The sequence below is a fragment of the Hoyosella rhizosphaerae genome, assembly GCF_014643175.1.
Classification (GTDB): domain Bacteria; phylum Actinomycetota; class Actinomycetes; order Mycobacteriales; family Mycobacteriaceae; genus Lolliginicoccus; species Lolliginicoccus rhizosphaerae.
The window spans coordinates 1,333,258-1,350,699 of the sequence record NZ_BMJH01000001.1 but is presented as its reverse complement, the minus strand read 5'-3'; the positions used below and the strand labels follow the sequence as shown (position 1 = coordinate 1,350,699).

The following is a 17,442-nucleotide window of genomic DNA, read 5'->3' as shown; positions in this document are numbered from 1 at the left end:
TTGAAGCTTGTACGGGATTTACATCTGGAATTCGGGGAGATGAACGATCATCCCGTCCATGGCCTCGGTGGCCTTGATTTGACACGAAAGACGTGAAGTGGCGACCCGCTCAGGTGTTAGGTCGAGCATCTGAGCCTCGTCGTCGCTCTGGTCGCCGGTTTTGCTGAACCACTCGGCTTCGAGAATGATGTGACAAGTGCCGCAGGCTGCTTCGCCTCCGCAGTCGCCATCAATGCCCGCGAGGCCGTTATTGGTCGCGAGCTGCATCAGCGACTGTCCCTCGACGATCTCGACCTCAGTCTCTTCGCCGTCGTGTGAAATGAATGTGATCGTTCCCATACTCCTCATCCTATGGTTGGTTGTGCGCGTGAGGGCGAGGAACTGTCACTATCCGCGAATCTTGCACCGAGGCCAGATGAGAATTGAGGCCGACAAAAACGACCGCAAAGTGCGCGATTTCGCTTGGTTCGCGTAAGAATGGGTGCATGCCGTCGAGTGTGTATATTGCGTCGCCGTCCGGAGATACCGGAAAGTCCACAATCGCTTTGGGGGTCTTGCACTTCCTTGCTGCGAGCGCCGCGCGGGTTGGCGTCTTCCGTCCGGTCGCCCGAGCTGGGGACGATGCGGACTACATTCTCGAGTTGCTTCTTGAGCACACCACTGCCGATTTGGACTATGAGCAATGCGTGGGCGTGACGTATTCGGACGTACACCGCGATCCGGAGGCTGCGCTAGCTGAGATTGTGCGCAAGTACCACGTCGTAGCCCAGCAATGCGACGCCGTGGTCATCGTCGGTTCGGACTACACCGATGTCGTGAGTCCAACCGAGTTGACGTTCAACGCTCGAGTTGCTGTGAACCTGAATGCGCCGGTCATTCTTGCGCTCAGTGGTAGCGGACGTACCCCGGAGACGATTCGACAAGCAGCCGATTTGTGTTTGGGTGAGCTACGGCATGCGCGGGCGCACACGGTCGCTATCATCGCCAACCGGTGTAACCCGAGCGAGCTCGAATCAGTAGTGAAGGCGCTGCAAGAAACGGGAGTTTCGTCGTGGGCGCTGCCGGAGGTGCCCTTGATGATTTCGCCCACGATGCAAGAACTTCTCGATTCGCTTAACGGTGAGCATTACAGCGGTGATCCTGAACTTCTGCAACGTGAAGCGACGGCGGTGCTTGTTGGTGCGATGACGGCGGAGCACCTGCTTGAGCGGCTTCAGGAAGGCGCGGCTGTGATCGCCCCGGCTGACCGCTCCGATGTTCTTTTGGCATTAGTCAATGCTCATGAGGCGGATGGTTTTCCGTCGCTTGCGGGAATCATCTTTAATGGTGGGCTTTTGCCGCATCGCAGTATTGCGGCGCTGGTGGAAGGTCTGAAACCTAAACTGCCAATCATTACCACGGACTACGGGACGTTCAAGACCGCAAGTATCGCAGCGGAAACCCGTGGTCGGGTAGGCGTGGGTTCTCAGCGAAAGGTGGACACCGCGCTGGGGCTTATGGAGAAGCACGTGCATGCCCCGAACTTGCTGGAACAATTGCGGCTCGATATGCCATCTGTGATGACGCCGCAGATGTTCGAGTACCAGTTGCTAGACCGAGCGCGCGCCGATCGGAAACACATCGTCCTGCCCGAGGCGACGGATGACAGGATTCTGCGGGCGGCATCACGGCTTTTGCAGCGTGAAGTTGTTGACCTCACCCTGCTTGGGGAGGAGACGTCTGTCCGCAAACGCGCGGCCGAACTTGGGCTTGACTTGGCTGAGGCGCGCGTCATCAATCCGGCTACTTCGGAACTGCTCGAGAAATTCGCGGCCGAGTACGCCAGCGTGCGTGCGCATAAAGGCATGACCGAAGAACGGGCCCGCGAAATGATGGTCGACGTTGCCTATTTCGGCACCATGATGGTGCACATGGATATCGCGGATGGCATGGTGTCCGGCGCTGTGCACACCACTGCGCACACCATCCGGCCGGCATTTGAAGTGATCAAAACCGTTCCGGAATGCTCCACGGTGTCGAGCATCTTTCTCATGTGTCTAGCCGATAAGGTGCTCGCCTACGGTGACTGCGCAGTAGTGCCAATGCCAACGGCCGAGCAACTTTCAGACATTGCGATTTCCTCAGCGGAAACCGCTGCGCAATTCGGGATTGACCCCAAGGTTGCGATGCTGTCGTACTCAACGGGCGACTCAGGCTCGGGCGCGGACGTAGACAAGGTTCGGGAAGCCACCCAACTGGTGCGTGAACGGCGCCCCGACATTTTGGTGGACGGGCCCATTCAATACGACGCGGCAGTGGAACCGTCAGTAGCGCGGTCAAAGGCACCTGACTCGCCCGTGGCAGGCCAGGCGACAGTCCTGGTGTTCCCCGATCTGAACACGGGAAACAACACCTACAAAGCTGTTCAGCGCAGCGCCGGTGCGGTTGCTATCGGCCCGGTTTTGCAGGGCCTCAACAAGCCAGTAAACGACCTTTCGCGCGGCGCTTTGGTGCAAGACATCGTGAACACCGTCGCTATTACCGCCATTCAGGCTCAGAAATAGGGTGACCAGAATGCCTCGCACAGTGCTTGTCATTAACTCCGGTTCGTCGTCGATTAAGTACCAGCTGATCGACCCGGTCGCGGGAACCCCACTGGCGAACGGGGTGGTGGAACGAATCGGTGAATCTGACGGCGTTATCAACCACAGTGACACGCACGGAAACGTCGAAGAGACGACCAACATTGCTGATCACGACGATGGGCTGCGGCTTGCCTTCGACATGTTCTCGCGCGACGGCGGCTCCCTCTCGGACTGGAATATCGTTGCAGTCGGGCACCGTGTTGTACACGGCGGCACTGTCTTCTCCCAGCCGACAATCATCACTGATGACGTGGTCAGAACTGTTGAAAAACTGTCCACTCTGGCGCCGCTGCACAACCCGCCGAACTTGCTGGGCATCGAAGTAGCTCGACGGATGCTCCCAGACGTTCCCCACGTTGCAGTTTTCGACACAGCCTTCTTTCATACTTTGCCCCAAGCAGCAAAAACCTACGCAATTGATTCCGCCGTTGCAGAAAAGCATGGAATCCAGCGTTATGGCTTCCACGGCACGTCACACGAATATGTGTCACGGCGGGCGGCCGAATTCCTCGGAAAACCGTACGACAGCATTAACCAGATCGTGCTTCACCTCGGCAATGGCGCGTCCGCGTCGGCGGTGCAGGCAGGCCAGGCGGTGGACACCACGATGGGTCTGACCCCGCTCGAAGGTCTTGTCATGGGCACGCGGTCAGGTGACATCGACCCCGGGGCGCTATTGCACCTTCTCCGGGTGGGCGGATACAGCGTTGACGAACTTGATCAGCTACTCAACCGTCAGTCTGGACTTAAAGGGTTGTCGGGTGTCAACGACTTCCGCGCACTGAGCGAATTGATAAGCCAGGGCGATGAGCAAGCCAAGCTCACGTATGACGTATACATTCACCGGCTGCGAAAGTACGTGGGCGCGTACATGCTTGAAATGGGCGGTGTCGACGTCATTACGTTCACCGCTGGGGTCGGCGAAAATGCACCACAGGTGAGGGCCGATGCGCTTGCTGGGCTTGAACGCCTCGGTATCGCAGTCGATTCTGCGGCCAACGCGGAGCGGGTAAAGGGACCTCGTATGATTTCAACACCCGACAGCGCCGTGGCCGTACTTGTCGTTCCAACGAATGAAGAACTGGCGATTGCGCTGGCGGCGTGGGACATGGTGTAGCGCTTGAGGTGATTCTCGGTGCGGATAGCTACGAAGCCAAGCGACAGTGTGTCAAAAATTGCATTGCGTGGCCTCGGCGTCGGTGCCTATGGTTACTTCACGCGCACCACTGGGCCGACTGAGGCAGCGGAGGACAGCGCAGAAATCTGATTCCGTCCTCCGTGAAAGGCGTCCTCGTGCGCGAAAGCAATCTAGACCGTACGGTCGCGTCAGTACCGAGTGAGCCGCTGACACAGAGTCCGGCAGGTGCAGCGCAGAAAAAAGTACCAAAGGTGTTGTTTTGGCTCGTTGCGGCCACCTTCATTGTCATTCTCAATGAAACAATCATGATCAACGCGCTGCCGCAGCTAGCAAAGGTATTCGAGATTCCGGAGCGCACTGCGCAGTGGTTGACCACCGCCTTCATGTTGACTATGGCTGTCGTCATCCCTACTACCGGGTGGTTCCTGCAGCGAGTGTCGACTCGCGCCGCATTTGTGTCCGCGATGGCGGTGTTCCTTGTGGGGACAACGGTTGCCGCTGCGGCACCAATGTTTGAGGTTCTTTTGCTAGGCCGCGTCATTCAAGCCGTGGGCACTGCGGTGATGCTGCCGCTGCTCATGACAACTCTGATGACTGTGGTGCCAGAGGAGGACCGCGGCCGCGTGATGGGAAACGTCATGCTGGCAATCTCGGTGGCTCCGGCCATGGGGCCAGCAGTATCAGGACTCATTCTCGCTGTGGGCTCATGGAGGCTCATCTTCATTGTGGTCCTCCCCATCACGGTTGCGGTCATCGCGGCAGGGTTGCGGTATCTCACCAATGTGGGGGAGACCAACAGCGGCCCACTCGATCGACTAAGCGTGGTGCTCGCTGCGTTGGGATTCGGCACAACGGTCTTTGGGCTCAGCGAGCTCGGGGCGGAGAATCCAATCCTCCACCCTGCCGCAACGATCGGGCTCGGCTTGCTTGGTATAGGAGCGTTCGCGGCGCGTCAGGTCGTATTGCAACGCGCAGGTGCGCCTCTGCTCGATCTGCGCACCATCACGTACCGGACTTACGCGTTGGCTCTGGGACTGATGGCTGTGGCCTTCATGGCAATGATCGGGGCGATGGTGTTGTTCCCGTTCTTCCTGCAAGATGCGCGGGACCTTACGCCGCTGGAGACAGGCCTGCTGATGATGCCTGGAGGGCTCGCGATGGGTTTGTTGGGTCCTGTTGTAGGGCGTTGGTTCGACAAGTTCGGTGGGAGGCTATTGGTGCTTCCCGGCGCCATAGGCGCGTTGGCTGCACTCATCATCTTGTCGCAAGTGAGTTTGAGTATGCCCTTGGTCGCAGTGATCGCCACGCACGTAGTGCTCCTGGTGTCACTAGCTGCAGTGTTCACCCCGGTGTTTACCCTCGGCCTGAGCGCACTGCCGCCGCATTTGTACTCCCACGGTAGTTCGCTCCTCGCCACCCTTCAGCAGGTGGCGGGTGCGATGGGCACCGCGATCGTCATCACGGTCATGGCGACACGGTCTAGGACGCTGGAAGACAGCGGTTCGGACGAACTTGATGCGCTGGTCGGCGGACTGCAGTGGGCATTCGGTGTGGGCGTCGTATTCGGCATTGTTATCGTCGCGTTCGCGGTGTTTATGCCACACAGACCGGATGGCTACGGCGCTGAACATTCAGGCACAGCTAATTCCTGATACACGTACACTAAGCGACCGGTAACGGAACCTGATGTTGGAGGTTTTTTGAGGTGGGCGTGATTCTTACGGTGCACGATGACATGGCGTATGTCGCGAGTTCCGCCGGATCACAGGTAATCGACGTGCGAACGGGCGAGACGGTTTCGTCCGGCGATTGGGCGCCCGTGGAAATGGTGTGGCACGCAGGCGCGGTCACAGGTTTCAGCCCAGACGAGGGCGGAACCCTCCACTTTCAAAAAGCAACCGACTGGTAGTAAGCATCGCAGCTCAGGCGATGCTGCCTAAAACAAGCTGCGGGGCCGAATATCGTTGGCGAGGTCAATGAGTCGGTAGCGGTGTCGGCGTTCGGGAGCGTTGCGGGCGAGGACCCGTAGCGCCCGTTCAGTGCTACCGCGAAGGCCTTCCTCCGAGAGCGTGACCCCGAGAAACGGCTCCGGATACCGGGCTTGGTTTCCGGAGCGAATCCAGTCGAGCGCCACACCAAGGACAACAACACGCATCTGCAATGCGCGCCGTTCCGTTTCCGGGACCATTTCGACTCGTCGGGCTGCCTCGCGAAGATCATTTTCGTTAATTTCTTCGACTGGCCGCCCACCCACGAGCGCCATCACGCTCGACAGCCGAGCCACGTTGTAATGGCGTGAGCTGAGAGGTACTTGATCGAGCGCGGAAACAGCACCGGCCCTGTTGTTTGCGTGGACGAGTTGCCGCGCAAGTCCGAACGCTGCACTGACAACACTGCGGTCTGTGCGCCACACCGTCCGGTAATACTTTTCAGCGAACTTATGCCACGTTTCGTCGTCGTCAGTTTCCCAGTGGTCGAGGATGAGTTCTGCGGTGGCAGCGAGCGCAACCTTAGGCGCCGATTCACCAGGTAGCGCACTAAGGACAGTTTCGAAATGATTGAAGGCATTCTCGAACTCCCCGAGAAGAAGTTCTGAGAAGGCGGAGTACCAGTCGAGACGCCAGTGCTGGCGTGTGCCACCCAACTTGTTCAGGATGCGTTGCGCTTGTTCGGGCTCTTCCAAATCAAGGTGCGCTCGAGCCTCGGCGAGGGGGATTGCGAGACTTGTCTCCAACACACCCTGCGCCGCATCATCCTCAAGGTTGGCGGTCTCGCGGATCTTCCGGATCGAGTCAAGAATTTCATGCGGATCACTCGCTGCGGTGGCAGTGAGCAGGCCCGCAGCGGGATCAGTTGGGTCAATCAGCGGGATTGGCAATGCGGCAACGATTTCGCGGGCCTCCATGTGCATGTCCCGGAAATGGCCGTCGATGTAAACATCTGTTTGGCGCACTGCTTGGTCGGTGCCAAACGTCGTTCGTTGAGGGGTGAAAACTGTGGACATCCCAGGGTGGGGTTCATGCCGCTGTTGCGCTAGAGCTTCGCGGAGCACCCCATTAAGTTGGCTCGACATTTCATCGGCCGAGTCGAAACGTTGCGCAGGGTCTGGATTTGTAGCGCGAATCAGCGCCCGGTAGAAGAACTCGTGCTCCCGATAGACCGATTCGACATCAGGACTTGGTAGGCCGGGCTTATAGATGCCGTCTTCAGAGGGAAGTCGTGCGGTGAGCGCAGCCAAAGTGCGACCTGCCGTGAAAATGTCCGACGCAACTGTTGGTCCTGTTTGCGCAAGCTCAGGGGCCTGGAAACCGGGTGTGCCGAAGATGTAACCATAGCTTTCGAGAGCGGCGACGGCGCCGAGGTCGATCAGTTTAATGCCCTCGTCCGTCAGCATGACGTTTTCTGGCTTGAGGTCGTTGTATGCCAACCCCGTGGCGTGGAGATACGCGAGCGCTTTGAGGGTTTCCTGCATGAGGACTATCGCCTGTTCGACGGGTAGACAGGCGTTATTGTTGCCGCTTTCTTTGCGCCGGTTGTGGACGAGATGCCGAAGCGTTGTTCCGCCGACGTACTCCATCACGATGTAGCCGACCGGGTTGCCTTCGCGGTTGATGTGCTCGACGAAGTTGTAGATCTTGACGATGCTGGGATGGGAAACCTCAGCTAGGAATCGTCGTTCCGCCATGGCGACAGCCTGAGCTTGAGCGTCACCGGAGTGCAAAAGGCCTTTGAGAACGACCCACCGATCTTCAACATTGTGGTCGATGGCGAGGTAAATCCAGCCAAGCCCACCGTGCGCGAGGCACCCGCGGATCTCGTATTGGCCAGCTACCAGGTCGCCGGGCCGGAGCAATGGTGTGAACCAGAATGGTGTACCGCAGTGGTGGCACACGCCGTCGGGCTCACCCGGCCCTTCGGGGCCAGACCGCCCAACTGGGTTCTGGCATTGTTTGCAGTACCGTTTCGACTCGGGGACTGCGGGGTTCGTGAGAATCGCCGATACCGGGTCGATGGGAGGAACGCGAGGAATCGCGACGAGGCCAGCGCCGAGCCGCGTGTGCGCGCCCTTTCGCGTGCGCACGTATCGGCCGCTAGTCGGCTTGCTTCCCGTCGACGATGCACTGCTCGTTGTCGGGGTGGTGTGGCGTTCAACGAGGACGGCTTGGGTACCTTCACGCGGCGGGCTGACTTCGGTGCCTTGTGAATCGGTGTCGGCAAACGGATCAAACGGCGCAGCTTGGGTACCGACTATTTCAGTGCCGACCATCTCGGTTCCGGCTACTTCTGCGTCAGCTACTTCGGTGCCAGCCGTGTCGGTATCCGCGCCAGTATCAGCACCTTTGTCCTGTGCTTCTGTGCTCATATGTCAACCTGGGGTGCTCGTCGGGGGGGGGTCAGTCTCGGTACCGGGCTGGCGGCGGCCCCGGGGACGGCCCGAGCACCGATAACCACTGTTGATAGAACTGATTCCACGTGCCGTCCGCCCGTATCCGTTCGAGCGTGTTGTTAACAAATCGCACAAGATCGGGGTTATTGAGGTTCACGCCAACCCCGTAGGGTTCGGAACTGAGGAAGCCACCAACGATTTCAAGGTACGGGTCCTGTGCATTGAGTCCACCGAGGATCGAATCGTCAGTTGAGATGGCATCGGCCTGTTGCTGTTGTAAAGCCACGAGGCAATCTGCCCATGAGGCCACACCGAGCACAGTGGCCTTTGGCTGCAAGCGCTGGATACGCGTCAGGGAAGTGGTGCCCTTGACCACGCAGACAGTACGGTCCGCCAGATCTTCCGCGCTACTGATGCCTGAGCCGCTCACCGTCAGAATGCGTTGATACGCCTGAAAGTACGCGGTAGAGAACTCAACAAGTTCCCGACGCTCACACGTAATGGTCATCGTCTTGACAACCACATCAACTTGCGAACTTTCGAGCGCAGAAATGCGTTGGGCCGACGTCAGGATTTCAAATTCCACCCGATCGGGGTCGCCGAAAATATCACGTGCGATCTCCCGGGCAATATCCACATCGAATCCAACCAAATCCCCAGAAATCGGATCGCGGAAGCTGAAAAGGTTGCTACCCGCATCGAGCCCGACGATGAGGCGCCCCCGTTCGTAGATCTCAGCGACAGGGTTGTCGGGCGGAAGTTCCCCCGGCGGCGGGTTGGGAGCCGACGGCCGCAGGCTGGCGGTCGGGTCGCAATCGAGACTCGGCGGCGGCTCGACCGTCGCAGGGTGTGGCACAACTTCAGCGCCACTCGGCAGCGGTAACGGTGGATACGTCGGGGGGATCCCTGGCACTTCTGACGGTGCTGCGCAACTTGTCGCGGTAACAACTACTAACGCCGCGGCGAGCGTGATCTTGCGCAGAGCACCAATACGCGTCACTGATACTCCCTGAGTCGTGGCCATACCCCACCGGCAACAGCAAGGCCTGCGATGACTGACAGCGCGATAACACCGCCCGCAGCGAACACTAGAGCATTGCGAGTGCGGAAGATGGCCGTGCGAACTTCCGCGCGTGTGGCGACAATTCCCTCACTCAGCGCGTCGTCGAGAGCTGCAAACTGGGCAGTGGAATCAAACTCCCCTCCGCCGACGGCGATACGCGAAGCCCCAATGTGATCACCTGCGCTGTACAGCACAGCCATCCGGTCGTGAGCCTGCCTCCACCCATCGTGGGCAGCAATTGCAGCATTAATCTCGTCTCGGCCAGAAGAAATTCGATCGTCGCCTTGTAGTGCGGACAGGTTCTCTGCCACCGCTTCGGAAGCACGAGAAAAGCTAGCTTCGATATCGCTGGCCTCGCCCCGCCTTGCAAGCCCGAGTGTTTCGTCTGCGCGAGCCTGTTGAGCGAGGATGCGGGTAGTAGCGAGTTTGTCTAGTGGGCGGATTCCTTCGTTTAGTGCACGGTTGGCTTCAGCGCGCGAAAAAAGCCCAACCGTGAGCAGCCACATTAAGACCAGGATCATCACGAGAGTTGCGACCACCCACCCAAAATTCAGGGTGCGCTGGGTTTTTCGAGACAACCGTATCTGCGCGCCGATAAGGATCAGCACTACCACTAAGACGGTGGCGATCGCGGCCCATGGCGGATGAATGAACGTGGCGTGCGAGTCTGCAACCTTCTGAGCTTGCGTCCGGTACAGGTCCTCAGACTGGGGAAGTACTCGTGTGCGCATCATGTGCGACGCCTCGTTGAGGTACGCGGCGCCGACCGGGTTGCCTACTCGATTGTTTGATCGGGCACTCTCGATTAACCCAGCATACAGAGGTAGGTGCATGGAGATTTCTGACAAAAGCTGCTGGGCTTGCCCATCATCATCGCCAACTTGGGACGAAGCGTTGACGATCGAACGGGCCGCGTCGAAGTTCGCCCGCAAATACCGGTCCCTGAGGTCGTCCGGTTCGATTCCCCCGAAAACGAATGCGGTGCTGGCTGCAGCATCAGCAATCGACAACGCGCTGTAGAGCTCAAGTGCCGAACTGGCGATCGGCTCCGTATTGGCGATGAGGGCATCGAGTTGATCCTGCCGCGTGGTGATCGATGATGCCGTGACCGCCCCTGCTCCAATACACAGCAAGATCAAAGCGAAAGCAGCGAGGACAAGTTTCCCTGGGCTCGACGAGGCGATGTCACTCACAACATTCGCCTGGTTCGGGTAATACTTTGCGTACTTTCGAGCGCTGGGTTTTCGGGCCTTGGGCATGAGCCATTCCGGCTCGCCCTGACCGGAGGGCGGTTGTGGAGCGGACGGGTCGATACCGAATCGGTTGAACCCGAACGATGCCGGTTCGTGTTTCTGCGCGCCCGATGATTTGGGCATCGCGCCACACCTCCCCATCAGTTCGCGCCGACAGTTCGCGTTCCACGGTTGTGTTCGCAAACCGGTTCTTTATCCTTCATCTTCCACCGTGTGTAATGCATTACATGACAGAGGGGGGTGTGTCGCGATCGTCACCAATTTGAGATCTGGCAATTACCCTGGAATGAGGGGGAGATTCCCGCGGAAGCGAGGTGCTCGACAGCGATGCGTGGCGACGGTGATGGGTGGGTTGTTGGGTCTCATGGCGTACGCCGGTGGGGCAAGCACGGGGCAGCAGGTTTGTTGCTGAGAAGCCCGGATGCGTCCGGCGCGCCCACTGTCCTCCTACAACATCGAGCCCAGTGGTGCCATCACGGAGACACGTGGGGTTTGCCTGGTGGGGCGCGAGATAGTCATGAGACCGAAATTCATGCGGCGTTGCGTGAAGCTGAGGAAGAGACGGGGATTTCTCGGAAGCATGTCCGGGTGCGGGCTCGCGTCGCGACGGGTGAGGATGTCCCAGGTTGGGAGTACACCACGGTTGTCGCCGACATTGCCCGTCAGATGCCGGCCGTCGGTAATAGCGAAAGCATTGCGCTGGCGTGGGTCCCGGAATCTCAAGTTAAGGGCTACCGGCTTCACCCGGGTTTGGCGGAGACGTGGCCCAAACTGGAACTGACGCAAATACGTCTCATTGTTGACTCCGCGAATGTTGTAGGAGCCAGGGCCAATGGCTGGTGGCGGGACAGGGCGGGGGCCACGCTTGCCTTCGCGCAAGAACTTCAGCATGCTTTTCCTGTTACTTGTCCGCTACCGGGTGGTGGCTTCGGGTGGGTTAACGGCGCGGAACTTGTTGTAGAAGGTCAGGCGCGCGGCGCTATCGAAAAGTTCGACGACACCGGCGTAGTAACAATGTTCGCCGCTGACGGGATTGGTGATGATCACATCGTCGAACGTGCGAAACGCAGCGCTGACGGGAGTGCTGCCGACGGGAGCGCGACCAACAGGGTGACGACTGTCGTCGTGAGCGCGGACCGCGGTTTGAAGGAGCGCCTACCAGGTGATGTGCGGGTGCTGGGTCCAAAAACGATCCTGGCGTGGCTGGCAGCTAGTGGGTCATAGCGCCGGAAGTTGTGTTTTGAGGCGGCGAGCGGCCGCGTGTGGATCATCGGCCTCAGTGATGGCGCGGACCACCACAATTCGTTGAGCACCGTGCCCCACCACTTGCGAGACACGTGTCTCGTCGATGCCGCCGATAGCGAACCACGGTCGTTCAGTTTCGATGTCACGAGCGACACACACCAGGCCGAGACCTGCGGGCGTGCGACCAGGCTTCGTGGGGGTGCTCCAACACGGTCCGACGCAGAAGTAGTCAATGTCAGGTTCGTGTGCTGCAAATTCTGCTTGGTGGGCATCGTGGGTGGACCGCCCGATAACTGTGTCTTTCCCGACGATGCTTCGTGCGTAGTGCACGGGCAGGTCGCGCTGGCCGAGGTGCAGAACGTCAGCTCGTGCGGCTAAGGCGATGTCTGCTCGGTCGTTGACGGCCAGCAGGGCTCCGTGCCGATGGGCAGCTGCGGAGAGAACCGCAAGCGCGGCGAGCTCATCTTGAGCTTCCATGGGCCCAAACTGTTTCTCGCCAACTGAACCCTTGTCGCGCAGCTGAATGATGTCTACGCCACCAGACAATGCAGCTTCTGCGAAGTCAGCAAGATCCCCGCGTTCTCGGCGGGCGTCGGTGCAAAGATACAACTGGGCTGAGCGAATACGGTCGCGCGGCGATTCCACACCTGTGACCGTATCGGGCTAACGTGGAGTTGTCACACACGTGTGCACGGGAGCTTCAAGAACGGAAGCTGAGAGGGAGCGCGTCGCTCCGACCGTCGAACCTGACCAGGTAATGCTGGCGCAGGGAGCTGGAGGATATTCGGTGTACCCAAGTGAAACCACCTCAACCACAGTGAGCTCGAGGTCGTCGAGCTCGATCGCTGTGGTCGGAGGTGGCGTCATCGGTGCGTCCATCGCGTGGCGCCTGGCGCGGAACGGGCACACTGTCAGCTTGTACGAACCAACGCCGCTAGAGAACACCACGACATGGGTTGCGGGCGGAATGGTTGCGCCGCTGAGTGAAGCATGGCCGGGTGAGGAGGCCTTGTTCGACCTCGGGATGGCGTCACTGCAGCGCTGGCCGCGTTTTGTTGACGACCTCGGAGCGTTGGGGCGGGACATAATCACGGCGCGCGGTGCGATTACCGTCGGCGCGGATGATGCTGACATAGCTAATGTGCATCGAGTCCACCAGTGGCTTGCCGAGCGCGGAGCACAAGCCCCGATGTTAACGAGGCGGGAATTACGCGACCGTGAGCCAGCGTTGTCGAGGTCTTTGCGTCCAGGGTTCTTCGCGGATCAGGAGCTTGCGGTGGACAACCGAGTGCTGTTGCGTGCTCTCCGGCAAGCCTGCGAACTCACGGGCGTCACTACGATTACGGAGCAAGTGACCGACCTTCGATCGTTGCCCGAACCGAAGAGAATCGTTGCGACGGGTCCGTGGACGCCGCGTTTGCTGCCGAGTATTCGCATCCGCCCCGTCAAAGGGGAAGTTTTGCGCGTGCGGCGACGGTCGACGAGCGTCGAACCACCCCAGTACATTATTCGCGGTTGGGTCAGGGGGCGGCAGGTCTACCTTGTGCCGCGACCGGATGGCCTTGTCGTCGGGGCAACACAATACGAAGCAGGACACGACACTGCCGTTACGGTGGGAGGGTTACGGGACCTGATTGCGGACGCAGAAGTGGTGTTTCCCGGCATCGTCGAGTACGAGGTCACGGACTATGTCGCCGGATTGCGGCCCATGACACCCGACGGCGTACCCCTGGTCGGGGCGGTTAGTGACGACACGATAGTCGCGGCCGGACACGGAAGGTCTGGCATTTTGCTCGCACCACTCACCGCAGACGCGGTATGCGCTGAGATAGAGGGCTTGCCCATGCCGAACATCGCGTCGGCCCACCCAAGGAGGTTTACATGACACCGGTTTTGCGTGAAATTCAGATCAACGGGGAATGGCGCGAGTTCGTTCCAGGCAGCACTCTCGCTGAACTGCTGGATCAATTGGGTTTGCAACCCAAGGGGCTTGCCATTGCTGTCGCTGGTGAAGTCGTCCCGAAAGATGAATGGTCCTCAACTTCGGTTGATCCATCGCTGCGCATCGAGATCGTGACGGCGGTACAAGGTGGCTGAACCGCTCATCATCGCAGGGGAGTCATTTTCGTCCAGGCTGATTATGGGGACAGGTGGCGCGGCGAATCTTGTCGTTCTCGAGGAAGCCCTTGTTAAGTCCGGTACAGAGATGACGACTGTGGCGATTCGTCGCGCCGACCTCACCGGCAACGACGGAGTGTTCCCACTGCTGCAACGGTTGGGGATACGAGCATTGCCGAACACGGCAGGTTGCCGCACTGCAAGCGAAGCAGTCCTAACCGCGAAACTCGCCCGCGAAGCCCTCGGCACCAACTGGATCAAGCTTGAAGTGATCGCCGACGAACACACACTCTTGCCTGACGCTGTGGAACTCCTTGCCGCAGCCGAGGACCTCGTCGATGCCGGGTTCACAGTCTTGCCTTACACAAATGACGACCCAGCGCTTGCGAAGAGGCTCGAAGAAGCCGGGTGCGCCGCTGTCATGCCGTTGGGATCACCGATCGGAACAGGTTTAGGAATCAATAATCCGCACAACATCGAAATGATTGTTGAACGGGCTCAAGTTCCCGTCATTCTCGACGCGGGAATTGGAACGGCAAGCGACGCGGCCCAGGCGATGGAACTTGGGTGCGATGCTGTGCTGCTCGCCACCGCAGTCACGCGTGCAGGTGATCCACCGCGCATGGCAGAGGCCATGGCGGCAGCAGTCACAGCTGGCAGACTAGCTCGCACGGCCGGGCGAATCCCAAAGCGGCACTGGGCATTCCCATCTTCACCGTCACCCGACATTTCCGGATAAGGGTCGCTTAGGGGCTTGAGTCATACCAAAGTATGACTCAAGTTGAGACCTAAGGACGATGTGGGAAAGGGGACCTGTCGGGCAGACTTCTCACCATGATCCAAGTACGCGGCCTAACCAAGGCATACGGACCGACGAAGGCAGTCGACAACCTGACCTTCGACGTTCGTCCCGGAATTGTGACGGGATTCCTCGGCCCAAATGGTGCGGGAAAATCAACCACAATGCGCATGATCCTCGGGCTGGATAACCCAACCGCCGGAACAGCCACGATCAACGGCAAAAAGTACGCAGAACTGAAGCAGCCTTTGCGCCATGTTGGTGCACTTCTTGACGCAAAGTGGGTGCACCCCAACCGTTCGGCGAGGAGTCACCTCCGATGGATGGCGGCAACCAACGGGATCCCCGCATCTCGGGTGGACGAAGTACTCGAACTTGTTGGCCTCAGCGCCGTAGGCAAGAAGAAGGCCGGTAGCTTCTCCCTCGGAATGTCACAGCGACTAGGTCTCGCAGCAACACTTCTCGGCGATCCCGAAGTCCTGCTGTTTGACGAACCAGTCAACGGGCTTGACCCCGAAGGAATTCGGTGGATTCGGATGTTCATGCAGCAACTCGCAAGCGAGGGCCGCACGGTTCTCGTTTCGAGCCACATGCTGTCTGAAATGGCCCAAACTGCTGAACACTTGGTCGTTATCGGCAAGGGGCAACTTATCGCTGACACAACGGTCGACGAGTTCGTCGAACGTGCATCGGGTGCCACAGTGAAGGTTCGGTCACCGCAGGCCGACGCACTTCGCACTGCACTCACCTCGCACGGTCTCACCGTTCGCGAAGACGGTGCCAGCACAGTTGAGTCCCCATCGCTGCTCGTGGTCGGAACAACGACAGAGGCGGTCGGTGACATTGCGTCGCAAAACCGGATCACCTTGCACGAGCTTGCAGCACAGCGCGGATCACTTGAAGAAGCTTTCATGAAACTTACCGGCGACTCCGTCGAATACCACGGAGTCGGCGTCGATACAGCAGGAGGTGTCCACTGATGGGCGTTCTAGCAGCTGAGCGAATCAAGCTCACATCAGTGAAATCACCTTGGTGGTGCAGCGCGATCGTGATCGTTGCCGGACTCGGTTTGGCATGGGTCACTGCCCACTTCAGCAGCAACTTCGACACCGAAGAGTTTGGTGGCGGCGGACTAACAGCTGAGGCCGTCCTTGGCGGTGTGCAACTGTTCGGCATCATGGTTCTTATGGTGCTAGCTGCACTGATAGTCACCAGCGAGTACCGTTTCGGAGTCATCCGAAACACCTTTATGGCGGCGAATAACCGAAGCAAAGTGCTTGTTGCCAAAGCTGGAATCGCAGCGATCTGGTCAGGCGTTCTCGTACTCGTCGTATCTGTTGTTGCCGTCCTCATCGGACGATTTGTGGCAGGCCCCGTCGAGGGCGAAGCACTGGTTCTGACAAACAGTGACACCTTGTGGTCCATCGGGTCACTGGTTGTCTACGCAGTCCTCGCGTCGATTCTGGCCGTAGCGATCGGTTCACTGGTCCGGCAGACAGCAGGAGCCGTCACGATCGTGTTGCTGTGGCCATTGCTTGTCGAGAATGTCCTTACGGCCCTGCCCCGCGTTGGCGACCACATTATGCCTTTCCTGCCGTTCTTGAACATCCAGTACTTCCTCACCGGTGGCAGAGGATTCGCGGGCGAAATGCTGGCCGAAACTTTCCACTGGAACTACTGGGGTGGCCTGGCGTACTTCGTCGCTGTCACCGCGGTGATATTTGGTGGCGCGTTAGTACTTCTCAATAAGCGTGACGCCTAACAAGACTTGTGATTACTAGTCGGGAGTAATCACAAGATGCCGAACTCCGGGGTGGTGGTGCGCCCCGTGGAGATCGGTAAACAGAGACCCGGTGCCACCCCAGCGGCACCGGGTCTCTTGGCGTCGAAGATACGAAATCAGAAGCAAGTCATCACGTAAGGTGGTTTTTGTGCCAGACAATTCACCAGGACCTGACGCAAAACCGGGTGAACCTGATCTCGAGGCCGTACCCGTCGCGGGACAACGCATTGTTGAATGGCTTCACAAGACTGACCAACACCCAACATTGGTGTCGATGACCCGGCGCATACGAAAAGTCCTTCCGGGCGACCCAGGGTTTGGTGATCCGCTGTCCACCGCAGGCAAGGGCGGACCTGCTCGCATCGCACGCGTTGCCGACAGGTTTTTCGATCCCGCCCCCGGGGCGACACGAGAGGTCAGCCTCGGCGGGCTCCAAGTGTGGCAGTCAATCCTTGAGAAATGTGGTCGCGGACGGGGCGAACGTGAGGTCACCATTGTCTTCACGGACCTCGTCGGCTTCTCGGCCTGGGCTCTTGAAGTGGGCGACGATGCGACACTCACACTGTTGCGCCTGGTGGCCCAAACTGTTGAAACTGCCATCACTGACCACCGTGGAACTGTGGTGAAACGGATGGGTGACGGAATTATGGCGGTGTTCCCGGCACCGTGTTTAGCTCTTGACGCAATGATCGACGCACGAACCAAACTCAAACGGGTCGAGATAGGCGGGTACCGGCCCTACATGCGTGTCGGAATCCACACTGGTTCACCACGCCCGATCGGCGACGACTGGCTCGGCGTCGATGTCAATGTGGCAGCTCGCGTCATGGAGGCAGGGGGCAGCGGAAACCTCATGATGTCGGGGCACGCACTCGAGGTGTTGGGCGAAGAAGAACTTAAGCGTCGCGGGGTTTTTGCACGACCACACCGTCGATTCTTTAAGCAGAAAATGTCTGGCGTTCCCAGCGACGTACGTATCTTTGCGATCAAGCGCATCAAATCTGACTGACCGTCAAATCTGATCGACACAGC

General features: G+C 59.1%; 17 protein-coding genes and 1 riboswitch. Of the genes, 12 read left to right on the top strand and 5 right to left on the bottom strand.

Features of this window, described 5'->3' with window-relative positions; translation table 11 throughout:
• Nucleotides 1–18: 18 nt before the first annotated feature.
• On the bottom strand, nt 19–339 hold the full coding sequence (locus IEW73_RS06325) for a 2Fe-2S iron-sulfur cluster-binding protein (RefSeq protein ID WP_188671684.1): 321 nt from the start codon (nt 337–339) through the stop codon (nt 19–21).
• 146 nt (nt 340–485) lie between these two features.
• Here IEW73_RS06325 and pta point away from each other — a divergent pair, with 146 nt between their 5' ends.
• From pta to IEW73_RS06305, 5 genes are read left to right on the top strand one after another with little or no spacing between them, the layout of a single operon-like run.
• Nucleotides 486–2,543 (top strand): phosphate acetyltransferase, encoded by a 2,058-nt coding sequence (gene pta, locus IEW73_RS06320; RefSeq protein ID WP_188671682.1) that lies wholly within the window; start codon nt 486–488, stop codon nt 2,541–2,543.
• A gap of 10 nt (nt 2,544–2,553) precedes the next feature.
• Entirely contained in the window at nt 2,554–3,741 is a 1,188-nt protein-coding gene (locus tag IEW73_RS06315) for an acetate kinase (RefSeq protein WP_188671680.1), read from the top strand.
• Nucleotides 3,742–3,759: 18 nt separating this feature from the next.
• Entirely contained in the window at nt 3,760–3,891 is a 132-nt protein-coding gene (locus tag IEW73_RS16625) for a hypothetical protein (protein ID WP_268236268.1), read from the top strand.
• A 26-nt stretch (nt 3,892–3,917) separates the two neighbouring features.
• Nucleotides 3,918–5,414, top strand: coding sequence for an MDR family MFS transporter (locus tag IEW73_RS06310; protein WP_229675790.1), 1,497 nt, complete (start codon nt 3,918–3,920; stop codon nt 5,412–5,414).
• A gap of 59 nt (nt 5,415–5,473) precedes the next feature.
• Nucleotides 5,474–5,671 (top strand): hypothetical protein, encoded by a 198-nt coding sequence (locus IEW73_RS06305; RefSeq protein WP_188671678.1) that lies wholly within the window; start codon nt 5,474–5,476, stop codon nt 5,669–5,671.
• A gap of 27 nt (nt 5,672–5,698) precedes the next feature.
• Here the strand turns inward: IEW73_RS06305 and IEW73_RS06300 are convergent, their stop codons facing one another.
• From IEW73_RS06300 to IEW73_RS06290, 3 genes are read right to left on the bottom strand one after another with little or no spacing between them, the layout of a single operon-like run.
• Nucleotides 5,699–8,125, bottom strand: a complete 2,427-nt coding sequence (locus tag IEW73_RS06300; RefSeq protein ID WP_229675789.1) for a serine/threonine-protein kinase — start codon at nt 8,123–8,125, stop codon at nt 5,699–5,701.
• A gap of 31 nt (nt 8,126–8,156) precedes the next feature.
• The gene (locus tag IEW73_RS06295; protein WP_443667594.1) at nt 8,157–9,173 is read right to left on the bottom strand and encodes a glutamate ABC transporter substrate-binding protein; all 1,017 of its coding nucleotides are present in this window, start codon (nt 9,171–9,173) and stop codon (nt 8,157–8,159) included.
• A complete protein-coding gene (locus IEW73_RS06290) occupies nt 9,146–10,588 on the bottom strand; it encodes a GlnX family signal transduction membrane protein (protein ID WP_188671676.1) in 1,443 nt (480 codons plus the stop codon). The genes IEW73_RS06295 and IEW73_RS06290 overlap by 28 nt, the downstream gene beginning before the upstream one ends.
• 204 nt (nt 10,589–10,792) lie before the next feature.
• Here IEW73_RS06290 and IEW73_RS06285 point away from each other — a divergent pair, with 204 nt between their 5' ends.
• Complete coding sequence (locus tag IEW73_RS06285; protein ID WP_188671674.1) at nt 10,793–11,689, top strand: NUDIX hydrolase; 897 nt, start codon at nt 10,793–10,795, stop codon at nt 11,687–11,689.
• On the opposite strand, the gene thiE is transcribed toward IEW73_RS06285, so the two are convergent.
• Nucleotides 11,684–12,355 carry a thiamine phosphate synthase gene (gene thiE / locus IEW73_RS06280; protein ID WP_188671672.1) on the bottom strand — a complete coding sequence of 224 codons (672 nt, stop codon included), beginning with the start codon at nt 12,353–12,355 and terminating at the stop codon, nt 11,684–11,686. The two genes, IEW73_RS06285 and thiE, sit on opposite strands and share 6 nt — an antisense overlap.
• Before the next feature lie 36 nt (nt 12,356–12,391).
• Nucleotides 12,392–12,499: riboswitch (TPP riboswitch) on the top strand.
• On the opposite strand from thiE, the gene thiO reads away from it, so the two are divergent.
• From thiO to IEW73_RS06250, 6 genes are all read left to right on the top strand, one after another.
• Nucleotides 12,498–13,595, top strand: a complete 1,098-nt coding sequence (gene thiO, locus IEW73_RS06275; RefSeq protein WP_229675787.1) for a glycine oxidase ThiO — start codon at nt 12,498–12,500, stop codon at nt 13,593–13,595. It overlaps the preceding riboswitch by 2 nt.
• On the top strand, nt 13,592–13,807 hold the full coding sequence (gene thiS, locus IEW73_RS06270; RefSeq protein ID WP_188671668.1) for a sulfur carrier protein ThiS: 216 nt from the start codon (nt 13,592–13,594) through the stop codon (nt 13,805–13,807). The genes thiO and thiS overlap by 4 nt, the downstream gene beginning before the upstream one ends.
• Nucleotides 13,800–14,567, top strand: coding sequence for a thiazole synthase (locus IEW73_RS06265; protein WP_188671666.1), 768 nt, complete (start codon nt 13,800–13,802; stop codon nt 14,565–14,567). Before thiS ends, IEW73_RS06265 begins: the two co-directional genes overlap by 8 nt.
• Nucleotides 14,568–14,662: 95 nt before the next feature.
• Complete coding sequence (locus IEW73_RS06260; protein WP_188671664.1) at nt 14,663–15,607, top strand: ABC transporter ATP-binding protein; 945 nt, start codon at nt 14,663–14,665, stop codon at nt 15,605–15,607.
• Nucleotides 15,607–16,389, top strand: coding sequence for a DUF2705 family protein (locus IEW73_RS06255; protein WP_188671661.1), 783 nt, complete (start codon nt 15,607–15,609; stop codon nt 16,387–16,389). The genes IEW73_RS06260 and IEW73_RS06255 overlap by 1 nt, the downstream gene beginning before the upstream one ends.
• A gap of 169 nt (nt 16,390–16,558) precedes the next feature.
• Nucleotides 16,559–17,419: an adenylate/guanylate cyclase domain-containing protein gene (locus IEW73_RS06250; protein ID WP_229675786.1), complete on the top strand. Its 861-nt coding sequence runs from the start codon at nt 16,559–16,561 to the stop codon at nt 17,417–17,419.
• Nucleotides 17,420–17,442 lie beyond the last annotated feature (23 nt).